The organism is Hydrogenophaga sp. IBVHS2, assembly GCF_002127215.1.
GTDB lineage: Bacteria > Pseudomonadota > Gammaproteobacteria > Burkholderiales > Burkholderiaceae_C > Hydrogenophaga.
Map to the genome: position 1 here is coordinate 1 of NZ_NFUT01000005.1, position 22,130 is coordinate 22,130.

Genomic DNA, 22,130 nt, shown 5'->3' on the forward strand with positions numbered 1-22,130 from the left:
GTGAGCTCCTCCATCGAGGCCGCCGTCTCTTCCAGGTTGCTCGCCGTCTGCTCGGTGCGGCTGGAGAGGTCCTGGTTGCCCGTGGCAATCTCCACCGACGCGGTGGTGATGCTGTCGGTCGCCTGGCGGACCTGGCTCACGGTCTTCACCAGGGCCAGCTTCATCGACTCCAGGGCCCTGAGCAGTTCGCCCAGCTCGTCCTGGCGGCGCGTGTGCACGGGTCGGGTCAGGTCGCCCTGCGCCACGGCGGTGGCCACTTCCACGGCCTCCTGCACCGGCTGCGTCACCGAGCGGGTGATGCGCCAGGCCAGCACCATGGCCAGCACCACGGCCGCCACCGTCAGCGACAACAGCAACATCACCTGACGCTGGATGGTGGCCTCCGACCGGGCGACTGCTGCCGTCACCAGCTCACGCTCGTAGGCCTGCAGGCTGGCCATCAGTTCGATGTAGCGGTTGGCCACCGGCACCAGCCCCTTGTTGAGCAGGTCGTTGGCCGCTGCCGCGTCGCCGGTGCCCAGCACCTCGAAGTATTTCTTGCGCACCGCGATGTAGTCGGTGCGGGCGGTCGAGATCTGCTTGAGCAGGTCGCGGCCGTGTTCGCTGGTGATCTCCGCGTCCAGCACCTTCTGCAGCTCGTTGATGCGCTTGGTGGTCTCCGCAATCAAGGGCTTGAAGTGCTCGTCCACCGTCGGGTTGTTGCCCGACTTGGCCAGGGCCATCACGCGGTTGATGTTGAGCCGGGTGCTCGAGAGCCACTCGTCCGTCACGCTGGAGCGGTTCTCCATGGTGACCACCATGCGAGTGGCATCCCGCGAGGCCTGCAGGCTGGTCCATGCCAGCGCGGTCAGGGCGACCAGGAGCACCAGCACGCTGGCAAATCCGAGGGTCAGGCGCTGCCCGATCTTGAGGCGGTCAAACATCATGGTGGTCTCCCTTGTGGATATCAGAAGCTTTCCCACTCGCCTTCGGCCTGGGCCGGGGCGGCAGCGGAAGCCGGCGCGGCAGCGGGCGTTGCCCGTGCTGCAGCAGGTGCCTTGGCGGCCGGCCGGGCGGCCGGTGCAGGGCTGGAGGACGCGGCACGGGGTGCCGCGGTGGATGCCCGAACCGGATTCGGGGCGGTGACGGGTGCCGCCGCGCGGGTCGGCGCCATCGACGGTGCGCCACCCGTGGCGTCACCGGTACGGAAATGGCTGATCAGCTCGGCCAAGCGCCTGGCCTGGTCCTTCAGGCTCTCGGCCGCGGCCGCGCTCTCTTCCACCAGCGCCGCGTTCTGCTGCGTCATCTGGTCGAGCTGCGCCACCGCCGTGTTCACCTGCCCGATGCCGTCGCTCTGCTCGCCGGCAGCCGCCGTGATCTCGCCGATGATGTCGCTCACCCGCTGCACCGAGCCCACGATCTCGCTCATGGTATTGCCCGCATCGGCCACCAGCTTGCTGCCAGCCTCCACACGGTCCACGCTCGCCCCGATCAGGCCCTTGATCTCCTTGGCCGCCTGCGCGCTGCGCTGCGCCAGGTTGCGCACCTCGCCGGCCACCACCGCAAAGCCGCGGCCCTGCTCGCCGGCCCGCGCCGCTTCCACCGCCGCATTGAGCGCCAGGATGTTGGTCTGGAAGGCAATGCCGTCGATGACACCGATGATGTCGTTGATCTTCTTGCTGCTGTGGTTGATCTCGTCCATGGTCGTGACCACCTGGGCCACCACCTCGCCACCACGGGCCGCGATCTCGGCCGCGCTGGCCGCCAGCTGGTTGGCCTGGCGGGCCGCATCGGCGCTGTTGCGCACCGTGCTGGTGAGCTCCTCCATCGAGGCCGCCGTCTCTTCCAGGTTGCTCGCCGTCTGCTCGGTGCGGCTGGAGAGGTCCTGGTTGCCCGTGGCAATCTCCACCGACGCGGTGCCGATGCTGTCGCTGGCCTGGCGCAGCTCGCGCATCATGGTCAGGAAGCGTTGGCGCATGGATTCCACCTCGCGCACCAGGCTGCCGATCTCGTCGGTGCGCTGGCTGGAGAACGGGCGGGTCAGGTCGCCCTGGGCCACGGTGGTCACGGCGGATGTGAGTTCGGCCAGCGGCTGGCTCACATTGCGGCGCACCAGCCAGAACAGGCCGGCACCCAGCACCAGGGTGGCGCACGCCAGCATGCCCCAGAAGGCGTACATGGTGTTCCAGTACGAGGCCATGGCTTCGGTATCGGACACCTCCGAAACCACCCACCACGAGCCGGCCTTGGCCTGTTGCTTGGCGGCCCACGGCTCGCTGATGGACGGGTTGTACAGCGCCGCAGCGTCCATGACGAAGACTTCCTCGCCGGCGCGCAGCTGGTCCAGGAACTTCGCGGCGCCCGGGTTGACCTCCAGCACCTTCTTGCCGGCCGCGGTCGGGTGCGACACGAAGACCGCTTCCTCGTTGCTGGCCTTGGGATCGATGACGTAGGTGCCGCCGCTGTCGAAGAAGCGGGCGTCGGCCACCAGGGCGTCAAGCGACTTCTGGAAGTCGGACAGGTCAAAGCCGATGAACAGGATGCCCACCACCGCACCGCCGCCATCCTTCACCGCCTCGTAGTGCGTCATGTAGGGCTTGCCGAACAGCATGGCGCGACCGGTGTAGGTCTTGCCTTCCATCATGAGCGGATAGGCCGGGTGGTTGCGGGCCAGGTTGGTGCCCACGGCGCGGTCGCCGTTTTCCTTCTTCAGCGAGGTGCTGATGCGCTCGAAGTCGTCGCCCTTGCGCATGAAGATGGTGGCCACGCCGCCGTTGGTCTTGCTGAAGAGGTCGACTTCGGCGAAGTCGTTGTTGAGCGGGGCGCCGAAGCTCTTGAGCTGGCCACCGGCCTTGTCGAGGTCGAAGGTGGTCGCGAACTTCTGGCGGAACGGACGGTAGGCACGGTCGGTCATCATGCGCGCCGTGGCGTCGAAACCGTCCACCGAATCGGCCACCGAACGGGCCTTCTCGGACGCCATCATCACCCGTTGTTCTCGCGAGCTTTTCTCCACCGCCAGGGACATGGCGCCACTGAGGATGGCCAGGACAACGGCCAGCATGGCCACGGCCAGCAGGGCAACCCGGCGCGCGACCGAGGAGATCGGGGTGTTGGTCGGATTCATGGTGATGTCGGGTGAAGGAGGGCGGGCGGAATGGCGGGAGACGTCACTGGACGGTCTGGCTGTCCATCAGGCCCATGTCGCTGCTCGACATGAGGGCTTCGATGTCCATGAGGATCAGCATGCGTTCACCCACGCTGGCGATGCCGGTGATGAAGCTGGTGTCCACCGAGGTGTTCATCTCGGGCGAGGGCTTGATCACGTCGCCGGCGAGCTCCAGCACGTCGGACACCGAATCCACCACCGCGCCGACCACCCGGCCGTGCACATTGAGCACGATGACCACGGTGAAGCCGTTGTATTCCACCTTGTCGCAACCGAGCTTGATGCGCAGGTCCACCACCGGGACGATGACGCCGCGCAGGTTCACCACGCCCTTGATGAAGGAAGGCGCATTGGCGATGCGGGTGGGCTCTTCGTACGACCGGATTTCCTGCACGCGCAGGATGTCGATGCCGTATTCCTCGCCGCCCAGGCGGAAGGTCAGGAATTCGGCGCTGGCCGGCTGGGCCGCAGAGCGGGCGCCGTCCTGGCGGGCGAGGTGGGTGGCTTCGTTGCGCATGTCCATGGTGGTGTCCTCGTTGAAGGCTCGGTGAAAGGGATGACAGGTCACTGCAATATCGGACGACATGACCGGTCCTGAAGGGCGGAATAACGGCCGGTGGAGGCACCATTACCTGCCTGAACGCCGTTCAGCCTGTCGCGCTGATTACCAAAGTACTCAAAGCCCTCGGGGATCATTCCGCCATGAGCACACAGCCCCGCACCCCCGAGCCCGCGCCGGTTCATCTGGCCGCCACCCCCAGCATCGATGCCGAGCACCCGCTGGTGCGTGATTTCGTGGACCGCCACCGCCGAGGCAGCACGGTGCGGGAACAGGCGGTGGCCCTGGTGCACGCGGTGCGCGACGAAGTCCGCTACGACCCCTACCGCATCGACCTGTCACCCCAGGGCATGCGGGCCAGCACCTGCCTCGAACAGGGCTTCGGCTGGTGCGTGCCCAAGGCGGTGCTGATGGCCGCCGTGGCACGCTGCGCCGGCATTCCGGCACGGCTGGGCTTTGCCGACGTGCGCAACCACATGTCCACCGAGAAGCTGCGCCGCACCATGGGCACCGACGTGTTCGTGTGGCACGGCTACACCGAGCTGTGGATCGACGGGGCCTGGCGAAAGGCCACGCCGGCCTTCAACCTGTCGCTGTGCGAGAAGTTCGGCCTGCTGCCGCTGGACTTCGACGGGGTGAACGACTCGCTCTACCACCCGTTCGACAAGGCCGGCCAGAAGCACATGGAATATGTGAGCGAACGCGGCAGCTACGACGACCTGCCGCTGCAGGCCATTGCCGAGACCTTCCGCCACACCTACCCGCAGCTGGTGTCGGGCGTCGGGCTGGAGGGCGACTTCGGACAGGACGGGGCCGCCGAGCGCCGCCCCTGATCAGGCCGAGAAGCGGAACACCGCCGTGCTGGCCAGCAGATTGGGCAGCAGGCGCACCTCTTCGCCCTCGTGCAGGCCGAAGCTGTCGTCGATGCGCAGGCCGCAGCTGCGGGCCAGCACCTCGAAGTCGGCGTGGGTGCCCACGCGGATGTTGGGCGTGTCGTACCACTGGTAGGGCAGGCGCTTGGTCACCGGCATGCGCCCCTGCAGCACCGCCAGCCGGTTGGGCCAGTGGGCAAAGTTGGGAAAGGCCACCACGCCGGCGCGGCCCACGCGGGCGGTCTCGCGCAGCATGACCTCGGCATTGCGCAGGTGCTGCAGCGTGTCGATCTGCAGCACCACATCGAAGGCCTTGTCGCCGAACATGGACAGGCCTTCCTCCAGGTTGAACTGCAGCACGTTCACGCCGCGGCGCATGCAGGCCTGCACCTTGGCATCGTCGAGCTCCACGCCGTAACCGGTGCAGCCCCGGACGGACTGCAGATGATCGAGCAGGGCACCGTCGCCGCAGCCCAGGTCCAGCACCCTGGAACCTGGCGGCACCAGGCGCGCAATGCTTTCCATGACACGGCGCTCGCTCATGGCCGACCTCCCGTGACCTGGGCCACCGTCTGTTCGAAATAGGTCCGCACCGCGGCGTGGTAGCGCGGGTCGTCCAGCAGGAAGGCGTCATGCCCGTGGGGTGCATCGATCTCGGCGTAGCTCACATCGCGCCGGTTCTCCAGCAGGGCCTTGACGATCTCGCGGCTGCGGGCCGGCGAGAAGCGCCAGTCGGTGGTGAAGCTGACCAGCAGGAACCTGGCGGTCGCCCGGGCCAGGGCACGGCTGAGGTTGCCGTCGTGTGCCCGGGCCGGATCGAAGTAATCCAGCGCCCGGGTGATCAGCAGGTAGGTGTTGGCGTCGAAGTACTCGCTGAACTTGTCGCCCTGGTGCCGCAGGTAGCTCTCGATCTGGAATTCGACATCGGTGGTGGAGTAGCGGTACCCCCACGCCCCGCCCTCCAGATCGGCGGGTTTGAGCGTGCGACCGAACTTGGCGTTCATCACGTCGTCGCTCAGGTAGGTGATGTGCCCGATCATGCGGGCGATGCGAAGACCGCGCCGGGGCAGGGTGCCGTGGGCCAGGTAATGGCCGCCATGGAAGTCCGGGTCGGTCACGATGGCCCGGCGGGCCACTTCGTTGAAGGCAATGTTCTCGGCGGTCAGGTTGGGCGCGCTGGCCACCACCACCGCATGGCGCACCCGCTCGGGGTATTGCAGGGTCCAGCTCAGGGTCTGCATGCCGCCCAGGCTGCCGCCCATGACCGCCGCCAGGGTATCGATGCCCATGGCATCGAGCAGCCGCGCCTGCGCATTCACCCAGTCCTCCACCGTGACGACCGGAAAGTCGGCGCCCCAGGGATGCCCGGTGGCCGGGTTGATGTGGGTCGGGCCGGTCGAGCCGAAACACGAGCCCAGGTTGTTCACGCCGATGACGAACCAGCGGTCGGTGTCGACCGGCTTGCCCGGTCCGATCATGTTGTGCCACCAGCCTTCGCTGCGCGGCAGCGGCTGGCCGGCGGCATCGGCGTGCAGGCCGGCCACATGGTGCGAGGCATTGAGGGCGTGGCACACCAGCACCGCGTTGGAGCGGTCGGCGTTGAGGGTGCCGTAGGTTTCCACCACCAGCTCGTAGGCCGGCAGCACCGCACCGCTCTGCAGCGGCAGCGGGGTGTCGAATCGGAAGGTCTGAGGCGTGACGATCAAGCGATCCACCCTGACAGGCAGGGCCCTGATAGAAGCATCCCGGCACCGCCATGGTTCAAAGGCGAGACCGGGAATCCCCCCTTTAGCGGCATTTTTAGAGCGCCCGCAATCCGGACAAATCGGCGCTGGGCGGAGTATACGCACCGGGGCCGGCGGCGTTGGATCCGGGCCGGACGGTCAGGGTGTTGTAAGCACGCATCGAGCCCCGACGGGGCTTGCACATCCTGAAAAATAAAGCCTTGATTTCAGCGGTTGCGCGCATAATGGCCGAGCAAGCCCCTGCCGGGCTTGTGGTTCAAGTGATCGGTCGGTTTCGCGCGCTACAGCTACAGGTTTGTGTGCATCGGGGCTCCATCGCTACTTTTCTCATGTTTCTAGGAGTCCCAAAGATGGGCAACAAACTGTACGTCGGCAATCTGCCTTATTCCGTCCGTGACGAAGACCTGAACCAGGCCTTCGGCCAGTTCGGTTCGGTCAACAGCGCCAAAGTCATGATGGAGCGCGACACCGGTCGCTCCAAGGGCTTCGGCTTTGTCGAAATGGGCAGCGATGCAGAAGCACAGGCCGCCATCGAAGGCATGAACGGCCAGTCGCTCGGCGGCCGCAGCCTGGTGGTCAACGAAGCCCGTCCGATGGAAGCACGCCCCCCGCGCACCGGTGGTGGTGGCTTCGGCGGTGGCCGCAGCGGTGGCGGCGGCTACGGCGGTGGTGGCAACGACGGTGGTTTCCGCAGCCCCTACGGTGGCGGTGGCCGTCGTGACGGCGGCGGCGGCGGTGGCCGCGGCGGCTACTGATCCGTCAGCCCTGAATGCTGAAGACCCCGGCGCGAAAGCCCCGGGGTTTTTTGTTGCCTGTCTCGCCCCTCAGGCCTCGCTCTGCCGGTGCTTGCGCGGGCGGCCGGCGAGCAAGCGGTCGAACAGGGCAATGGGCATGATGCGCAGCAGCCGGGCGACCCAGCCCATCTGCCAGGGGATGACCCGCCACGCTGCGCCGGCCTCGATGGCGGCGTGGGCGCGATCCGCAAAGTCATCGACCTTCATGAGGAAGGGCATGGCATAGCGGTTGCGGCGCGTCAGCGGCGTGTCGATGTAGCCGGGCACCAGGGTCACCACCTTCACGCCGCTGCCGCGCAACTCACCCCGCAGGCTTTCGGCATAGGCCACCACCGCGGCCTTGCTGGCGCAGTAGGCGCCATGGCCGGGCAACCCCCGGATGGCGGCCACGCTGGCCACAGCCACCAGCCGACCGCTGCCGCGCTGGCGCATGGCGTCGACGAAGGGGTGGAATGTGGCGGCCAGGCCGGTGTTGTTGACCGCCAGGGTGCGCGCCAAGACGTCGATGTCCTCGCGCACACCGGTGTCCATGCCGATGCTGATGCCGGCGTTGGCCACCACGACGTCGGGCAGACCCATCTGGGCCATGCAGGCCTGGCCGGCCGCCACGATGCTGTCCACGTCGGCCACGTCCGCACCAAAGACGCCGCAGCGCCGCTCGTCGAGTCCCTGGGCATCGGCCCAGGCCCGGATCTCGGCCGTGCGCCGGGCGACCAGGGCCAGCCGGTAACCGGCGCGGGCATAGCGGGCTGCCAGGGCCTGACCGATGCCGCTGGAGGCACCGGTGATGAAGATCAGGGGGCTGTGGGCAGATGTCATGGGGCGGTTCGGGCCGGTGGTTGAAGCTGGACGCGGACCCGACCGGTGAAATCGGCCACGCGCTCGTCGTCCCGGTAATCCAGGGTGGCCGCCTCCAGGCGGTCGTTGCCCCGGCGCAGCACCACCGGACGGTCCGACACGACCCGATCGGGCTCGAGGAAGATCTGCAGCCGCTCGCCATTGAACTGCAGGCGGGGCCGGGCCACGCCGTCCTGGCCGGTGCCGGCTTCACGCACCACCTGGGCGTTGCCCTCCAGCAGGAATTCGGTGTTGTCGCTGTTGGTGGTGACGCGCCGGGCCGTGGCCACGGTGATCAATCCCTGTTCATCGATGCGGCGGATGCGGGCGTTGTCGATCTCGACGCGATCGTCCGAAGGATGGTGGCGGGCCTCGGTGCCCGCCACCTCGGAGCGCAGGGTGCCGTCGGGGTCGAACGACTTGACCGAGAAGCGGCGCATGAAATAGTCGGGCTCGCTGCTCACCGGCTGGGCCGCGGGCGCGTCCACCGGCGCCGGCGTGGCCCGCAGCAACCAGTAGGAAGCCAGGGCCAGCATGCCCATCAGCAACACCGGCAGGTAGATCGACACCGTGTCCCACCATGGCGCCTTGCGCCGGCGCGGCGCCGGGCCCGCGGTCACCGGATCCAGGCCCGGCAGGATGTCGTCGAGAGGTTCGTCGGGCGTCACCGCAGGGCCGCCTCCAGCTCGCGCGGGTAGTGGCCACTGGCCAGCAGCAGCAGGTCGCACAGCTCGCGCACTGCGCCGGCGCCGGCCGCACGCTGGCTGACCCAGTGGGCGCGTGCCCGCACCTCGGGATGGGCGTCGGGCGGTGCGGCGGCGAATGCCGCCCGGGTCAGCAGGGGCAGGTCGGGCCAGTCGTCGCCCATGGCGGCGGCGGCATCCCAGTCCAGTCCGAGCGACTGCAGGATGGCCTGGGCGGCCGGCGCCTTGTCCTCGGTGCCCAGCCGCAGCTGGGTGATGCCGAGAGCCTGCAGGCGCATGCGCAGGGCAGGCGAATCGCGACCGCTGACCACCGCCGGGGTGATGCCGGCGCGCTGCAGCAGCTTCAGACCATGGCCGTCGAGGGTATGGAAGCGCTTGAGGGTCTCGCCGGCTTCGCTGAAGTACAGGCCCCCGTCGGTGAGCACCCCGTCCACGTCGAGCAGCAGCACCTTGACGGGCTGGGCCCGCAGCAGGAGCTCGGTTGAAAAGCGGGGCACGGGGTTCATCAGATCACCTTGGCGCGCATCAGGTCGTTGCTGCTGAGCGCGCCCACCAGCAGACCGGCCGCGTCCAGCACCAGCAGGCTGTTGATGCGCCGCTCTTCCATCGTGCGGGCGGCCTCCACCGCCAGCGACTGCGCCGGCACGGTGGCCGGTTGCGTGTGCATGACCTCGCCAGCGGTGAGCTGGCGCAGGTCCTGGGCGCTGCCGGTGCGCTCGATGAGGCGGCGCAGGTCGCCGTCGGTGAAGACACCCAGGGCCCGACCGTCGGGTCCGACCACGGCACACAGGCCCAGGCCCTTGGCGCTGATCTCGCGCATCAGGTCCATCAACGGGGTGTCGGGGGTCACGCGCGGCACGGCATCGCCCTGGCGCATGACGTCGGCCACATGGGTCAGCAGGCGCCGGCCCAGGGCGCCACCCGGGTGCGAGCGGGCGAAGTCGTCGGCCCGGAAACCCCGGGCATCAAGCAGGGCCACGGCCAGGGCATCGCCCAGCGCGAGCTGCGCCGTGGTGCTGGCGGTGGGTGCCAGGTTGTGCGGGCAGGCTTCGCGGGCCACGGCAGTGTCGAGCACCCAGTCGGCATGGCGGGCCAGTGACGATTCGGCACGGCCGGTGAAGGCCACCAGGGGCACGCCCATGCGCTTGATCAGGGGCAGCAGCACGGTGAGCTCGTCGCTCTCGCCGCTGTTGCTGATGGCCAGCACCACGTCCTGCGGGGTGATCATGCCGAGGTCGCCGTGGCTGGCCTCGGCCGGATGCACGAACTGGGCCGGCGTGCCGGTGGAGGCCAGGGTGGCCGCGAGCTTGCGGCCGATGTGGCCGCTCTTGCCCATGCCCATGACCACCACGCGCCCCTGGCAGGCCAGCAGGCACTGCAGGGCGCCGGCAAAGGCGGCATCGACGCGGGCCGCCAGTGCCTGCACCGCCTCGGCCTCGATCTGCAGGGTGTCGCGGGCCAGCGCGAGGGCGCGTCCGGCGTCGAATGCCACGGGAAAAGTCATGAAGTGATTATCGCTGCGGGGTCGCCCGCTAACATCGCCCGATGACATCGCTGGACATCACCCTGCTCTACCTGCTGGCCGCCGTGCTGGGGGTGGTGGCCTGCCGCAGCCTCAAGCTGCCGCCCATGCTGGGCTACCTGGTGGTGGGCGTGCTCATCGGACCCAATGCGCTGGCCATTGCGCAGGACTCCAAGGGCATCCGCTACCTGGCCGAGTTCGGCGTGGTCTTCCTGATGTTCGTCATCGGCCTGGAGTTCAGCCTGCCCAAGCTGCGGGCCATGCGGCGCCATGTCTTCGGACTGGGCCTGTCGCAGGTGGTGCTGACGGTGCTGATCACCACCGGCGCCTCGCTGGCCCTGGCGCTGCTGCTGCCGCAGTGGTGGACCATTTCGTGGCAGAGCGCGCTGGCCCTGGGCGGCGTCATGGCCATGAGCAGCACCGCCATCGTCATCAAGCTGGTGGCCGAGCGGCTGGAGCTGGAGTCGGAGCATGGCAAGCGGGTGCTGGGCATCCTGCTGTTCCAGGATCTGGCGGTGGTGCCGCTGCTGGTGCTGATCCCGGCGCTGGCGTCCGAGCCGGAACAGCTGCTGCCCGCACTGGGCCTGGCGGTGTTCAAGGCGACGGTGCTGCTGGGCCTGCTGCTCACCGGCGGGCAGCGGCTGATGCGCTGGTGGCTCACGCTGGTGGCGCGGCGCAAGAGCGAAGAGCTGTTCATGCTCAACCTGCTGCTCATCACGCTGGGCCTGGCCTGGCTGACCGAACACGCCGGCCTGTCGCTGGCCCTGGGCGCCTTCGTGGCCGGCATGCTGATCTCCGAGACCGAATACAAGCACCAGGTGGAGACCGACATCCGGCCGTTCCACGACGTGCTGCTGGGCCTGTTCTTCATCACCATCGGCATGATGCTGGACTGGCGCCTCGTGCTGGAGCGCTGGCCGCTGGTGCTGCTGCTCCTGATGGCGTCCATGGCCTTCAAGCTGGCGCTGATCACCGGCCTGACACGGGCCTTCGGCGCCCCCACCGGGGTGGCCCTGCGCACCGGCCTGTACCTGGCACAGGCGGGCGAGTTCGGTCTGGTGCTGCTGAGCCTGGCGGGCCAGAACGGGCTGATCCCGCCGCAGCTGTTCAACCCCATCCTGGCCAGCATGGTGATCTCCATGATCGCCACGCCCTTCCTGATCATGTATGCCAACACGGTGGTCACCCGGCTGGTGGGCAGCGACTGGCTGATGCAGTCGGTGCAGATGACCAGCATCGCGCGCAAGGCCATCAATGCCGACAAGCACGTGATCATCTGCGGCTATGGCCGCTGCGGCCAGAACCTGGCCCGGCTGCTGGAGGCCGAGGGCATTCCCTACATGGCCCTCGACCTCGACCCCGACCGGGTGCGGCAGGCGGCCGCCGCCGGACATTCGGTGGTGTTCGGCGACGCCGCCCGGCTGCAGGCCCTCATGGCCGCCGGCCTGCACCGTGCCAGCGCGCTGGTGATCACCTACAACGACAGCCCGAGCGCCCTGAAGGTGCTGCACCACACGCGCGAGCAGGCACCGCAGGTGCCGGTGGTGGTGCGCACCGTGGACGATGCCGACCTCGACCGCCTGCGCCAGGCGGGCGCGACCGAGGTGGTGCCCGAGGCGATCGAGGCCAGCCTCATGCTCACCAGCCACGCGCTGGCCCTGGTGGGCGTTCCCATGCGCCGGGTGATCCGGGTGGTGCAGGAACAGCGCGAGGCACGGTACAACCTGCTGCGCGGCTATTTCCACGGTGCCGACGACAACGCCGAGGACGACGGCGAGCAGGTGCGGCTCAACACCGTCACGCTGCCCGGCGCCAGCCGGCATGTCGGCCGGTCGCTGGATGCGCTGGCGCTCGATGCCATCGGCGTGCGGGTGGTGAGCCTGCGCCGGGCCAGCGGGCGGTCCGCCACGGTCGAGGGACACGCCGTGGTGGAGAGCGGCGACACGCTGGTGCTGCAGGGCAAGGCGGCTGCGCTGGCCCTGGCCGAGGACAAGCTGCTGGGCGGCTGAAACCTCCTGGCCGATCGGGCCCGGGGATTGTCCGAGTCGCCCTGCGGGACTTTGCCCGACGCTTACCCTGCCGGGTTTTCACCCTCCGGAGACAGACCCATGGATCGACGCCTCTTCCTGGGTGCCGGCATTGCCGGCGCCACCTCGCTGACCTTCACCTCGGTGCTCTCGCAGAACTCGCCCGACCTCGGTGTGCCGACGCTGCCGGCCCCGGGCTTCCGCAAGACCATGGTGGGCGACATCGAGGTGATCGCCCTCAACGACGGCGCGCTGCGCCGCCCGCTGGGCGACGAGTTCGTGCGCAACGCCCCGCTGGAACAGGTCAAGGCCCTGCTGTCCTCCCAGAACCTGCCCACCGCCTACGTGGACATTCCGTTCACGCCTTACCTGATCGTGGCGGGCGGTCAACGCTTCCTGATCGACACCGGCTTTGCCGACAACGGCCCGGCCACCACCGGCCGCCTGCGCGCCAACATGGCCGCGGCCGGCCACAAGCCGGAAGACATCGACCACGTCATCCTCAGCCACTTCCATGGCGACCACATCAACGGCCTGTTCGCCAAGGACGGCTCGGCCGTGTTCCCCAAGGCCAAGGTGCATGTGCCGGCGCCCGAGTTCGCCTACTGGACGGACGACGCCAAGATGAACGCCGCTCCCCCGGCCCTGAAGGGGAATTTCGAGAATGCGCGCCGCGTCATGGGCAAGATCGCCGCCGACAAGCTGGTCAGGTTCGAGCCGGGTGCCGAACTGGCGCCGGGCATCCGCTCGCTGGCCGCCTTCGGTCACACCCCCGGCATGAGCGTGTTCAGCGTGAACTCCAAGGGCCAGTCGTTCATGTATGTGGCCGATGTGACCAACGTGCCGTCCCTGTTCGCCCGCAGCCCCGACTGGGCCGTGACCTTCGACATGGACGCCGACATGGCCCGCGCCACCCGCCGCCGCCTGTTCGACCAGCTGGTCAAGGACAAGACGCTCATGGGCGGCTTCCACTTCCCGTTCCCGGCGCTGGGCACCCTGGAAATCGCCGGCAACGGCTACCAGTTCAAGCCGCTGGCCTGACCGGGGACGGATACCCCCGGGGGCGGCGGATAATCCCGTGATGGATACCGCCGCCTACCTCCGCGCCCACATCCGCACCGTGCCCGACTGGCCGGCGCCGGGTGTGCAGTTCCGCGACATCACGCCCCTGCTGCAGGACCCCAAGGTCTTCCGGGTCCTCATCGACGCCTTCGTGCACCGCTACATGGATCCGGCCCTGCGGCCCAGCGTGGTGGCCGGGCTGGACGCGCGCGGCTTCATCATCGGGTCGGTGCTGGCCTACGAGCTGGGCGTGGGCTTCGTGCCCATCCGCAAGAAAGGCAAGCTGCCGTTCACCACGGTGGAAGAGACCTACGAACTCGAATACGGCAGCGCCACGGTGGAACTGCACACCGATGCGGTGAAGGCGGGCGACCGGGTGGTGCTGATCGACGACCTGATTGCCACCGGCGGCACCATGATGGCCGGACGACGGCTGCTGGAAAAGCTGGGCGCCACGGTCACCGAAGGCGCCGCCATCGTCGACCTGCCCGAACTCGGCGGCTCGGGCAAGCTGCGGGCCAGCGGCCTGCAGCTGTTCACCCTGCTCGATTTCGCCGGCCACTGACCGGCGCCTGCCTCAGAGCTTGCCGTACTGCGTTTCGCTCAGGGCGGCAAAGTCGCTCACCACATCGGTGGGCTGCACCGGGGTGTCCTTGGCCTGACGGTAGGCCTGCGCCGGGGGCGCCTGCAGGGCCTGGCGGAAGGCCTCCACCTCGGCCTCGGTCACCGGCTGGCCGGTGGGCATGCGCTCGGGGGCGGGGGGCCGCGGAATGGCGGTGTCCCGGGCCGGTTCGGACTCGCGCCGGGTCTGGGCCGCCACCGAAGCCCGCAGGGCGGTGCCCACGCGCTCGGGCGGGGCACGGCGCCGCCAGTAGACGGAGCGCACCTCCATCGCGTGGCGGGTCTGGGCGCTGCGCTGGATCCAGCGTTCGATCTCCAGCAGGTACTCGTCGGGCAGGTCCTTGGCCCCGAGCGCCAGATCGATCAGCACCAGGAAGCTGTCGCCGTTGGCGTCGGTCGACAGCACCTTGAAGCTGTAGCTGGTGGACAGCACACCGCCCCGGATGAGCGACTCGCGGATCACGGTGAACAGCTGTTCGCGTCGCAGGATGCGCCGGCCACGGCGCGGCGAGATCAGGGGCAGGGTGGTGTTGCGGATGGCCTGACGGGCCTTGGCCAGCGTGCTGTCGCCGTCCGAGGGCTTGCGGCCGAACCACCAGTTCTTGAGTGACATGGGCAGGGCGATCATGTGAAGGGGCAGGCGGTCAGGTCACGGCCACCCGTTTGGGCTTGTTGTACATGCGGCGCGCCAGCACGGCCGACATGGCCACCGTCAGTTCGAGCGCGATCTCCGGGGCCCGGGTGCACAGCTCGCGAAAGCGCAGCGGGGTCAGGCACCACAGGCGGCAGTCGCTGCCGGCGCTCACGGTGGCGCTGCGGGGCAGATGGGAAAAGAAGGCACCTTCACCGAGCAGCGAGCCTTCGCCCACCACCGCGATGCGGATGCGATCGTGGCTGTCTTCGTAATGGACCGTCAGCGTGCCGCTCTCCACCAGATAGACGGTGCGGTCCTTCACGCCCTGCTCGATCAGGGCCTGGCCCTGGCGCAGCATGACCGGCTGCAGGTAGCCCGCCAGGGTGTTCCACTGAATTTCGGACAGGTTGAGCGGCAGGGCGTCCAGCGCATTGCTCTGCCGCATGGCAGTGGCCAGCGCCTTGATGTCGGCGCGTGCTGAAGGGACGGTGATCACGCTCATGCCCCCGAGTTGACCGCGAGGCGACCGACGGCGCAAGTGTGCGGTCGGTCACGCTTACGGTTGATTACAGATTCGCTCCGGACGGCTGACGAACGGTGCCGGACGGCATTGCAGGTACTACTTGCCGATGCAGAAGCGCGAAAAGATGACGCCCAGCAGATCGTCGGCGCTGAATTCACCCGTGATTTCGCCCAGCGCGTGCTGGGCCAGCCGCAGTTCCTCGGCCAGCAGGTCCAGCGCGTCGGCCGAGCCGTCCAGCCAGGTGCCGGCCGCCGCCAGGTGGGCCTGGACCCGGTGCAGCGCCTGCAGGTGCCGCTCGCGTGCCATGAACAGGCCGTCGCCTGCCCGCTCCCAGCCAGCCAGCTGCAGCAGTCGCTGACGCAGGGCCTGCAGACCGTCACCCTGGCGGGCCGACAGGGCCAGCGCATCGGCGGGAACGGCGGCTTGGGGCCGCTGGTCCAGCTTGTTCCACACGTGCAGCAGCGGCACGCCCTCGGGCAGACCGTCGGCGATGGCCTGATCAGCGGCGATGTAGGCCGGGTCGTCGGCGCGGGTGAGGTCGTGCAGGAACAGCACCACGTCGGCCTGGCGGATGCGGCCCCAGGCCCGCTCGATGCCGATGCGCTCCACCTCGTCCACCTCCGGGCTGTCGCGCAGGCCGGCGGTGTCCACCACATGCAGGGGAACGCCTTCGATCTGGATGGTCTGCTGGACCACGTCGCGGGTGGTGCCGGCCACCGGCGTGACGATGGCCAGCTCGGCCCCGGCCAGGGCATTGAGCAGCGAGCTCTTGCCGGCATTGGGCTGGCCGGCGATCACCACCTGCAGGCCATCGCGCAGCAGCGCGCCCTGCCGGGCCTCGCCCAGCACGCCGGTCAGGGCCGTCTGCAGGCGCTGCAGCTGGCCCGACGCATCGGCCTTCTGCAGGAAGTCGATCTCTTCCTCGGGGAAGTCCAGCGTGGCTTCCACCAGCATGCGCAGGTTCACCAACGCGTCGCGCAGTCCGTGGATGCGCTCGGAGAAGGCCCCCGCCAGCGAGCGCGAGGCGCTGCGGGCCGCCGCCTCGGTGCTGGCATCGATCAGGTCGGCCACCGCTTCGGCCTGGGCCAGATCGAGCTTGTCGTTGAGGAAGGCGCGCTCGGTGAACTCGCCGGCCCGGGCCAGCCGCAGACCCGGCAGGCTGCCCTGCGCCGCCACCTCCAGGCAGCGCGCCAGCAGCAGCTGCAGCACCACCGGCCCGCCGTGGCCCTGCAACTCCAGCACGTCTTCGCCGGTGTAGGAATGCGGCCCGGGAAACCAGAGCGACAGTCCGTGGTCGATCGGCTCTCCCGCCGCATCCCGCCAGGGCCCGTAGGTGGCCTCGCGCGGCTTCAAGGCCCGGCCCACCAGCGCCGTCACGAAAGGCAGCAGCCCCCGGCCCGACACCCGCACCATGCCCACCGCACCCCGGCCAGGCGCAGTGGCGATCGCAATGATGGGTTCGGAAGCAGAGGACAGCATGAACAGTCGGTGAAACGCCAACCAACGTCCCCAGGGGTGCCGAGGGTCCGGCTTCGCCGGCCCAAGGGCACCGTCCCCCCTCCGAGGGGGGAAGCCGCGTCAGCGGCGCAGGGGGGTCACTTGAACTTGGGCATGTTGAACTTCAACGGCACCCCCATGCGGCTGTTGATGTGCGCCTGCTGGGCGATCGTCAGCACGTTGTTGGTGATCCAGTACAGCACCAGGCCGGACGGGAAGAAGAAGAACATGACCGAGAAGATGAGGGGCATGAACCACATCAGCTTGGCCTGCAGCGGATCCGGCGGCAGCGGGTTGAGCGCGGTCTGAATCAGGGTGGTCACGGCCATGACCAGCGGCAGGATGTAGAACGGATCGGGCGACGACAGGTCGCTGATCCAGCCCAGCCAAGGCGCGTTGCGCATCTCCACGCTGGACAGCAGCACCCAGTACAGGGCGATGAACACCGGGATCTGGATGAGGATGGGGAAGCAGCCACCCAGCGGGTTGACCTTCTCTTCCTTGTACATCTTCATCATTTCCAGCTGCATCTGCTGGGGGTTGTTCTTGAGGCGCTCCCGCATCTCCATGATGCGCGGATTGATGGCCTTCATCTTGGCCATGCTGCGGTAGGCACTGGCATTGAGCCAGTAGAAGGCCGCCTTGATCAGCACCACCAGCAGGACGATGGCCCAGCCCCAGTTGCCCACGAAGCTGTGGATCTTCTCCATCAGCCAGTACAGCGGCTTGGCCAGGATGGTCAGCCAGCCATAGTCCTTGACCAGCACCAGACCCGGGGCGATGGTTTCCAGCACCTTCTCTTCCTGCGGGCCCACGAACAGGCGGGCCTGGCTGGTCTCGCGCTGACCCGGGGCGATCTCGGGCAGGCGCACGATGCTGCCCACCGAGAACAGGTTGCTGTCGACCGCACGCACGAAGTTCTCGCGGGCCACGCCGTCGGCCAGCAGCCAGGCGGTGGCGAAGTAGTGCTGCACCATGGCGATGTAGCCGTCGCTGGTGCTCTTGACGAAGCTGGCCTTGTTGGCCGAAATGTCCTTGAACTCGACCTTCTGGTACTTCTGCTCGGCGGTGAAGACGGCCGGGCCGGTGAAGGTGGAATAGAACGGGGTCTCGCTGTCGAGCTTGCTGCCATCGCGGACCAGCTGCACATACAGCTGCGGGCTGACCGGGGCGGTGCCGGTGTTGACCACATCGTGGCGCACGTCGATGACGTACGAACCGCGCTTGAGCGTGTAGGTCTTGACCAGCTTGACGCCGCCGACATCGGCCGACTCGAACACCACATCCAGGGTGTCCTGGCCGTCGGCCAGCGCGGTGGGCGAGCCCACCAGGGTCATGGGCGTCTTGTGGGTGGGGAAGCTGCCGCCGATCAGGCCGGTCTGGGCCACGTAGACGTGCTGGCCGTCCTGGGTCAGCAGGGTGAACGGGCCGTCGTCGCGGGTCTTGCTCTGGCGGGTGGACTGGCGGTGGGCCAGCAGGTCGGCGCCGATGAGGGCGCCGCCCTCGCTGCTGAAGGTCAGGACCATGCGGTCGGTGCGCACCTCGTGGCGGGTGGCGGCGGCATCCGGTGCGGCCGCAGGCGCCGACCCGGCCGGAGCAGCGGGAGCGGCCGGCACGGCGGCCTGCCCGCTGGCCGGGGCTGCGCCAGCGGCGGGCGCCGTGGCGGCCGGCGGCGTGGCACCGGGGAAGAACGTGGCGGGCTTGCCGTTGTGGATCTGCCACTTGTCCCAGATCAGGACCATGGACAGACCAAACACCACCCACAGGATGGACCGACGGATGTCATTCATGACGGGTTCTTCTTTGCACGAGAGGAGGATAGGAGGCCGGTGAACAGGCCACGGGACTGATCGGGCACCGGATCAAGACCGCCCTGGCACCACGGATGGCAGCGCACCAGGCGACGGGCCGCCAGCCAGCTGCCGCCCGCCGCACCATGGCGCTGCAAGGCTTCCAGGGCGTAGGCCGAGCAGGTGGGCGCAAACCGGCATTGGCTGCCCAGCCACGGACTCAGCAGCAGCCGGTAGCCGCGCACCAGGCCGATCAGGATCTGGCGAGGCAGATCAGCCCACATGGGAAGGGTTCCCGGCGGGGGCGCCCAGACCGGCGCGGGACCAGAGCTGCGCCAGCTCGGCACGCACGGCGCGCTTGAGCACGTCGGAGCTGGCGCTGATGAACTGCTCGCGGCTGAATCCGGCACGCAGGCGCACCACATGCACCGCCACCGGCAGCTGACCGGACAGCGGGCGGACCGATTCGTAGATCTGGCGCCGGATGGCATTGCGGGTCACGGCCCGCTTGGCCCAGCGTTTGGGCAGGACAACGCCCAGCCACGGTGCGGTGACTGGAAACAGGGGGCGGCCGGCGGCTGCAGGGGCCGCGCCGGCTGGACCGTCGACCGGGCTGCGGTGCAGCGCGAAGTGGGCGGTCTTGGCCACAGGTGATCCCGCCATGGCGACCTGAAACTGCTGTCGGGACCGCAGACGCTGCACCGGCAAGGCCGGAGCCGGGTCCCGAGGGTCGGCCGTGTGCTCGGGCACCGGCGTTCCAGGAGCGTTCAGGGGGTCGGACTCAGACCGACAGGCGCTTGCGGCCCTTGGCGCGGCGTGCGTTGATCACGGCGCGGCCACCGCGGGTCTTCATGCGCACGAGGAAGCCGTGGGTGCGGGCGCGGCGGATCTTGGAGGGCTGGTAGGTGCGTTTCATGATGGGTGGGTAAGAATCGGGGAAACCCGCAATTATCGCCAGAAAGGCCGCCCGCCGGCAAGTTCCGGTGTACGGCCCCTGCCCGGACCGGGTCTGCCACGGGTGTAACCCGGCTTGTGGATAACTGATCGGCATCGGTAGAATCCGCCCCCTGGCCCGAGCCCTTTGTCCACAACAACAACTCCCGATTTTTCCGCATGACCGAGGGCTTCGCCTCCGATTCCGACCTGCCCGACGCCGACGGCCTCTGGGCGGCCTGCCTTGACCAGCTGGCCCAGGACATCCCCGAACAGCAGTTCAACACCTGGATCCGCCCGCTGGTGGCCCAGGTGAGTGGCGACCGCCGCAAGGTGGTGGTGTCGGTGGCCAACCGGTTCAAGATGGACTGGATCCGCGCCCAGTACGCCACCCGCATCAGCGCCGCCCTGGAAACCCTGGCCGGCGAGAAAGTGCTGCTGGAGTTGGCGCTTGCTCCGCGTGAGGGCCCCAGCCGCACGATGCCCGCGCCCCGCAGCATGCAGGACCAGCTGCTGGCCGAGCTGCCCGACGTGGCTCCGCCGGAACCCGCCGCCCCCAGCGGCACGCGCAACCGGCTGAACCCGGCCCTGACCTTTTCCACCCTGGTCGAAGGCTCCGCCAACCGCATGGCGCGCGCGGCGGCCATGCATGTGGCCGGCAGCCTGGGCCAGCTCTACAACCCGCTGTTCATCTACGGCGGCGTGGGCCTGGGCAAGACCCACCTGGTGCACGCCATCGGCAACCACCTGCTGAGCGAGCGGCCGCAGGCCAAAGTTCTCTACATCCACGCCGAGCAGTTCGTCTCGGATGTGGTCAAGTCCTACCAGCGCAAGACCTTCGACGAGTTCAAGGAGCGCTACCACTCGCTCGACCTGCTGCTGATCGACGATGTGCAGTTCTTCGCCAACAAGGAACGCACGCAGGAGGAATTCTTCAATGCCTTCGAGGCGCTGCTGGCCAAGAAGAGCCACATCGTGCTGACCAGCGACACCTACCCCAAGGGTCTGGCCGACATCCACGAGCGCCTGGTCTCGCGCTTCGACTCCGGACTGACCGTGGCCATCGAGCCGCCGGAGCTGGAGATGCGGGTGGCCATCCTGATCAACAAGGCGGCGGTGGAGCATGCCGTCATGCCCGAGGAAGTGGCCTTCTTCGTGGCCAAGAACGTGCGCTCCAACGTGCGCGAGCTCGAAGGCGCGCTGCGCAAGATCCTGGCCTATTCGCGCTTCAACCAGCGCGAGATCTCGATCCAGCTGGCCCGCGACGCCCTGAAGGACCTGCTGTCGATCCAGAACCGGCAGATCAGCGTGGAGAACATCCAGAAGACGGTGGCCGACTTCTACAAGATCAAGGTCGCCGACATGTATTCCAAGAAGCGCCCGGCCAGCATCGCCCGGCCGCGCCAGATTGCGATGTTCCTGGCCAAGGAGCTGACCCAGAAGAGCCTGCCCGAGATCGGCGAGCTGTTCGGCGGCCGGGACCACACCACGGTGCTGCATGCGGTGCGCAAGATCGCCGCCGAGCGGCAGCAGAACAGCGAACTCAACCAGCAGCTGCACGTCCTCGAACAAACCCTCAAAGGGTGAGGCGGGAAAGCCCCCCTCAAACCAGCGAAAATAAACACGGTTTAAACCCGCCGAACCCGTTCCCCGTCGAGCAACTCCGTCGAAAGAGCCGTTCATGATCGTTTTCAAATCGACCCAGGACAAAGTCCTGGCCGCCCTGCAGTCGGTGGCCGGCATCGTCGAGCGCCGCCACACGCTGCCCATCCTGGCCAACGTGCTGCTGCGCAAGACCGGCTCGGCGGTGCAGCTGACCACCAGCGACCTGGAGATCCAGATCCGCACCACCGCGGCCCTGGACGGCGACGACGGCAGCTTTGCCACCACGCTGGGTGCGCGCAAGCTGATCGACATCCTGCGCACCATGCCGGGCGACCAGACGGTGAGCCTGGAGTCGAATGCCGGCAAGCTGGTGCTCAAGGGCGGCAAGAGCCGCTTCACGCTGCAGAGCCTGCCGGCCGAAGACTTTCCGCTGGTGCAGGAATCGGCCAGCTTCGGCCCGGTGTTCAGCGTGCCCCAGAAGACGCTCAAGGGCCTGCTGGGCCAGGTGTCGTTCGCCATGGCGGTGCACGACATCCGCTACTACCTCAACGGCATCCTGTTCGTGGCCGAAGGCAGGCAGCTGAGCCTGGTGGCCACCGACGGCCACCGCCTGGCCTTTGCCAGCGCCACGCTGGACGTGGACGTGCCCAAGCAGGAAGTCATCCTGCCGCGCAAGACCGTGCTGGAACTCCAGCGCCTGCTCTCCGACAAGGAGGGCGCCATCGAGATGCAGTTCGCGGCCAACCAGGCCAAGTTCAGCTTCGACGGCATGGAGTTCGTCACCAAGCTGGTCGAGGGCAAGTTCCCCGACTACAACCGTGTGATCCCGAAGAACCACAAGAACATCGTGACGCTGGGCCGCGTGCCGCTGCTGGCTTCGCTGCAGCGCACCGCCATCATGACGAGCGAGAAGTTCAAGGGCGTGCGCCTGAATGTGGAGCCGGGCTCACTGCGGGTGGCTTCCAGCAACGCAGAGCAGGAAGAGGCGGTGGACGAGCTCGACATCGACTACAGCGGCGACACCATCGAGATCGGCTTCAACGTCACCTACCTGATCGACGCGCTGCAGAACATGTCGCAAGAGATGGTGCGCGTTGAACTCTCCGACGGCAACAGCTCCGCGCTGGTGACCAACCCCGACGACAACGCTTTCAAATACGTCGTCATGCCGATGCGCATCTGACGCCAGAACCCTGGTTGCCCCCGCATTCCAAACCCGCGCACACCGCGGGTTTGGCGCTTACTGAGATCGAGAAACTT

General features: G+C 68.2%; 23 protein-coding genes and 1 riboswitch. Of the genes, 7 read left to right on the forward strand and 16 right to left on the reverse strand.

The features are described 5' to 3' along the window. From CAP38_RS12380 to CAP38_RS12390, 3 genes are all read right to left on the reverse strand, one after another. On the reverse strand, positions 1–926 hold a 926-nt coding region (locus CAP38_RS12380; RefSeq protein WP_143435826.1), incomplete at its 3' end, for a methyl-accepting chemotaxis protein. Positions 927–946: 20 nt separating this feature from the next. After that, on the reverse strand, positions 947–3,103 hold the full coding sequence (locus CAP38_RS12385) for a methyl-accepting chemotaxis protein (protein WP_086121734.1): 2,157 nt from the start codon (positions 3,101–3,103) through the stop codon (positions 947–949). Positions 3,104–3,146: 43 nt separating this feature from the next. Beyond that, entirely contained in the window at positions 3,147–3,668 is a 522-nt protein-coding gene (locus CAP38_RS12390) for a chemotaxis protein CheW (RefSeq protein ID WP_086121735.1), read from the reverse strand. A gap of 179 nt (positions 3,669–3,847) precedes the next feature. Between CAP38_RS12390 and CAP38_RS12395 the strand changes: the two genes are divergently transcribed. Then, complete coding sequence (locus tag CAP38_RS12395) at positions 3,848–4,537, forward strand: transglutaminase family protein (protein ID WP_086121736.1); 690 nt, start codon at positions 3,848–3,850, stop codon at positions 4,535–4,537. Here CAP38_RS12395 and metW read toward each other — a convergent pair whose 3' ends face one another. After that, positions 4,538–5,119 (reverse strand): methionine biosynthesis protein MetW, encoded by a 582-nt coding sequence (gene metW, locus CAP38_RS12400; protein ID WP_086121737.1) that lies wholly within the window; start codon positions 5,117–5,119, stop codon positions 4,538–4,540. Next, positions 5,116–6,282, reverse strand: a complete 1,167-nt coding sequence (locus tag CAP38_RS12405; RefSeq protein WP_086121738.1) for a homoserine O-acetyltransferase — start codon at positions 6,280–6,282, stop codon at positions 5,116–5,118. Before CAP38_RS12405 ends, metW begins: the two co-directional genes overlap by 4 nt. Before the next feature lie 62 nt (positions 6,283–6,344). After that, positions 6,345–6,418, reverse strand: a riboswitch (SAM riboswitch). 253 nt (positions 6,419–6,671) lie between these two features. On the opposite strand from CAP38_RS12405, the gene CAP38_RS12410 reads away from it, so the two are divergent. Beyond that, positions 6,672–7,076: an RNA-binding protein gene (locus CAP38_RS12410; protein ID WP_086121739.1), complete on the forward strand. Its 405-nt coding sequence runs from the start codon at positions 6,672–6,674 to the stop codon at positions 7,074–7,076. 69 nt (positions 7,077–7,145) lie between these two features. On the opposite strand, the gene CAP38_RS12415 is transcribed toward CAP38_RS12410, so the two are convergent. From CAP38_RS12415 to CAP38_RS12430, 4 genes are read right to left on the reverse strand one after another with little or no spacing between them, the layout of a single operon-like run. Continuing rightward, positions 7,146–7,934, reverse strand: a complete 789-nt coding sequence (locus CAP38_RS12415) for an SDR family oxidoreductase (protein WP_086121740.1) — start codon at positions 7,932–7,934, stop codon at positions 7,146–7,148. Continuing rightward, positions 7,931–8,620 carry an LPS export ABC transporter periplasmic protein LptC gene (gene lptC, locus CAP38_RS12420; RefSeq protein WP_256924447.1) on the reverse strand — a complete coding sequence of 230 codons (690 nt, stop codon included), beginning with the start codon at positions 8,618–8,620 and terminating at the stop codon, positions 7,931–7,933. Before lptC ends, CAP38_RS12415 begins: the two co-directional genes overlap by 4 nt. Beyond that, positions 8,617–9,162, reverse strand: a complete 546-nt coding sequence (locus CAP38_RS12425) for an HAD family hydrolase (RefSeq protein WP_086121741.1) — start codon at positions 9,160–9,162, stop codon at positions 8,617–8,619. The genes lptC and CAP38_RS12425 overlap by 4 nt, the downstream gene beginning before the upstream one ends. Beyond that, a complete protein-coding gene (locus CAP38_RS12430; protein ID WP_086121742.1) occupies positions 9,162–10,160 on the reverse strand; it encodes an SIS domain-containing protein in 999 nt (332 codons plus the stop codon). The genes CAP38_RS12425 and CAP38_RS12430 overlap by 1 nt, the downstream gene beginning before the upstream one ends. A gap of 41 nt (positions 10,161–10,201) precedes the next feature. Between CAP38_RS12430 and CAP38_RS12435 the strand changes: the two genes are divergently transcribed. The 3 genes from CAP38_RS12435 to CAP38_RS12445 all read left to right on the forward strand — a co-directional run bounded on the left by CAP38_RS12435 (position 10,202) and on the right by CAP38_RS12445 (position 13,832). After that, a complete protein-coding gene (locus CAP38_RS12435; protein ID WP_086121743.1) occupies positions 10,202–12,187 on the forward strand; it encodes a monovalent cation:proton antiporter-2 (CPA2) family protein in 1,986 nt (661 codons plus the stop codon). A 99-nt stretch (positions 12,188–12,286) separates the two neighbouring features. Further along, a complete protein-coding gene (locus CAP38_RS12440) occupies positions 12,287–13,246 on the forward strand; it encodes an MBL fold metallo-hydrolase (protein WP_086121744.1) in 960 nt (319 codons plus the stop codon). Between the two features lie 40 nt (positions 13,247–13,286). Next, complete coding sequence (locus tag CAP38_RS12445) at positions 13,287–13,832, forward strand: adenine phosphoribosyltransferase (RefSeq protein ID WP_086121745.1); 546 nt, start codon at positions 13,287–13,289, stop codon at positions 13,830–13,832. A gap of 12 nt (positions 13,833–13,844) precedes the next feature. Here the strand turns inward: CAP38_RS12445 and CAP38_RS12450 are convergent, their stop codons facing one another. The 7 genes from CAP38_RS12450 to rpmH form a co-directional block, all read right to left on the reverse strand. Beyond that, the gene (locus CAP38_RS12450; RefSeq protein WP_143435827.1) at positions 13,845–14,501 is read right to left on the reverse strand and encodes a hypothetical protein; all 657 of its coding nucleotides are present in this window, start codon (positions 14,499–14,501) and stop codon (positions 13,845–13,847) included. 31 nt (positions 14,502–14,532) lie between these two features. Further along, positions 14,533–15,024 (reverse strand): Crp/Fnr family transcriptional regulator, encoded by a 492-nt coding sequence (locus CAP38_RS12455; RefSeq protein WP_086121747.1) that lies wholly within the window; start codon positions 15,022–15,024, stop codon positions 14,533–14,535. Positions 15,025–15,141: 117 nt separating this feature from the next. Continuing rightward, positions 15,142–16,524: a tRNA uridine-5-carboxymethylaminomethyl(34) synthesis GTPase MnmE gene (gene mnmE, locus CAP38_RS12460; RefSeq protein ID WP_086121748.1), complete on the reverse strand. Its 1,383-nt coding sequence runs from the start codon at positions 16,522–16,524 to the stop codon at positions 15,142–15,144. A 116-nt stretch (positions 16,525–16,640) separates the two neighbouring features. Continuing rightward, positions 16,641–18,332, reverse strand: a complete 1,692-nt coding sequence (yidC, locus tag CAP38_RS12465; protein ID WP_086121749.1) for a membrane protein insertase YidC — start codon at positions 18,330–18,332, stop codon at positions 16,641–16,643. Next, positions 18,329–18,616 (reverse strand): membrane protein insertion efficiency factor YidD, encoded by a 288-nt coding sequence (gene yidD, locus CAP38_RS12470; protein ID WP_086121750.1) that lies wholly within the window; start codon positions 18,614–18,616, stop codon positions 18,329–18,331. The genes yidC and yidD overlap by 4 nt, the downstream gene beginning before the upstream one ends. Further along, positions 18,606–19,034, reverse strand: coding sequence for a ribonuclease P protein component (locus tag CAP38_RS12475; RefSeq protein ID WP_086121751.1), 429 nt, complete (start codon positions 19,032–19,034; stop codon positions 18,606–18,608). Before CAP38_RS12475 ends, yidD begins: the two co-directional genes overlap by 11 nt. A 79-nt stretch (positions 19,035–19,113) precedes the next feature. Next, positions 19,114–19,248: a 50S ribosomal protein L34 gene (rpmH, locus tag CAP38_RS12480; protein ID WP_070399696.1), complete on the reverse strand. Its 135-nt coding sequence runs from the start codon at positions 19,246–19,248 to the stop codon at positions 19,114–19,116. A 197-nt stretch (positions 19,249–19,445) separates the two neighbouring features. Between rpmH and dnaA the strand changes: the two genes are divergently transcribed. Further along, complete coding sequence (gene dnaA / locus CAP38_RS12485; protein ID WP_086121752.1) at positions 19,446–20,852, forward strand: chromosomal replication initiator protein DnaA; 1,407 nt, start codon at positions 19,446–19,448, stop codon at positions 20,850–20,852. A 94-nt stretch (positions 20,853–20,946) separates the two neighbouring features. After that, positions 20,947–22,053 carry a DNA polymerase III subunit beta gene (gene dnaN / locus CAP38_RS12490; RefSeq protein WP_086121753.1) on the forward strand — a complete coding sequence of 369 codons (1,107 nt, stop codon included), beginning with the start codon at positions 20,947–20,949 and terminating at the stop codon, positions 22,051–22,053. The last annotated feature ends 77 nt before the right edge of the window (positions 22,054–22,130 follow it).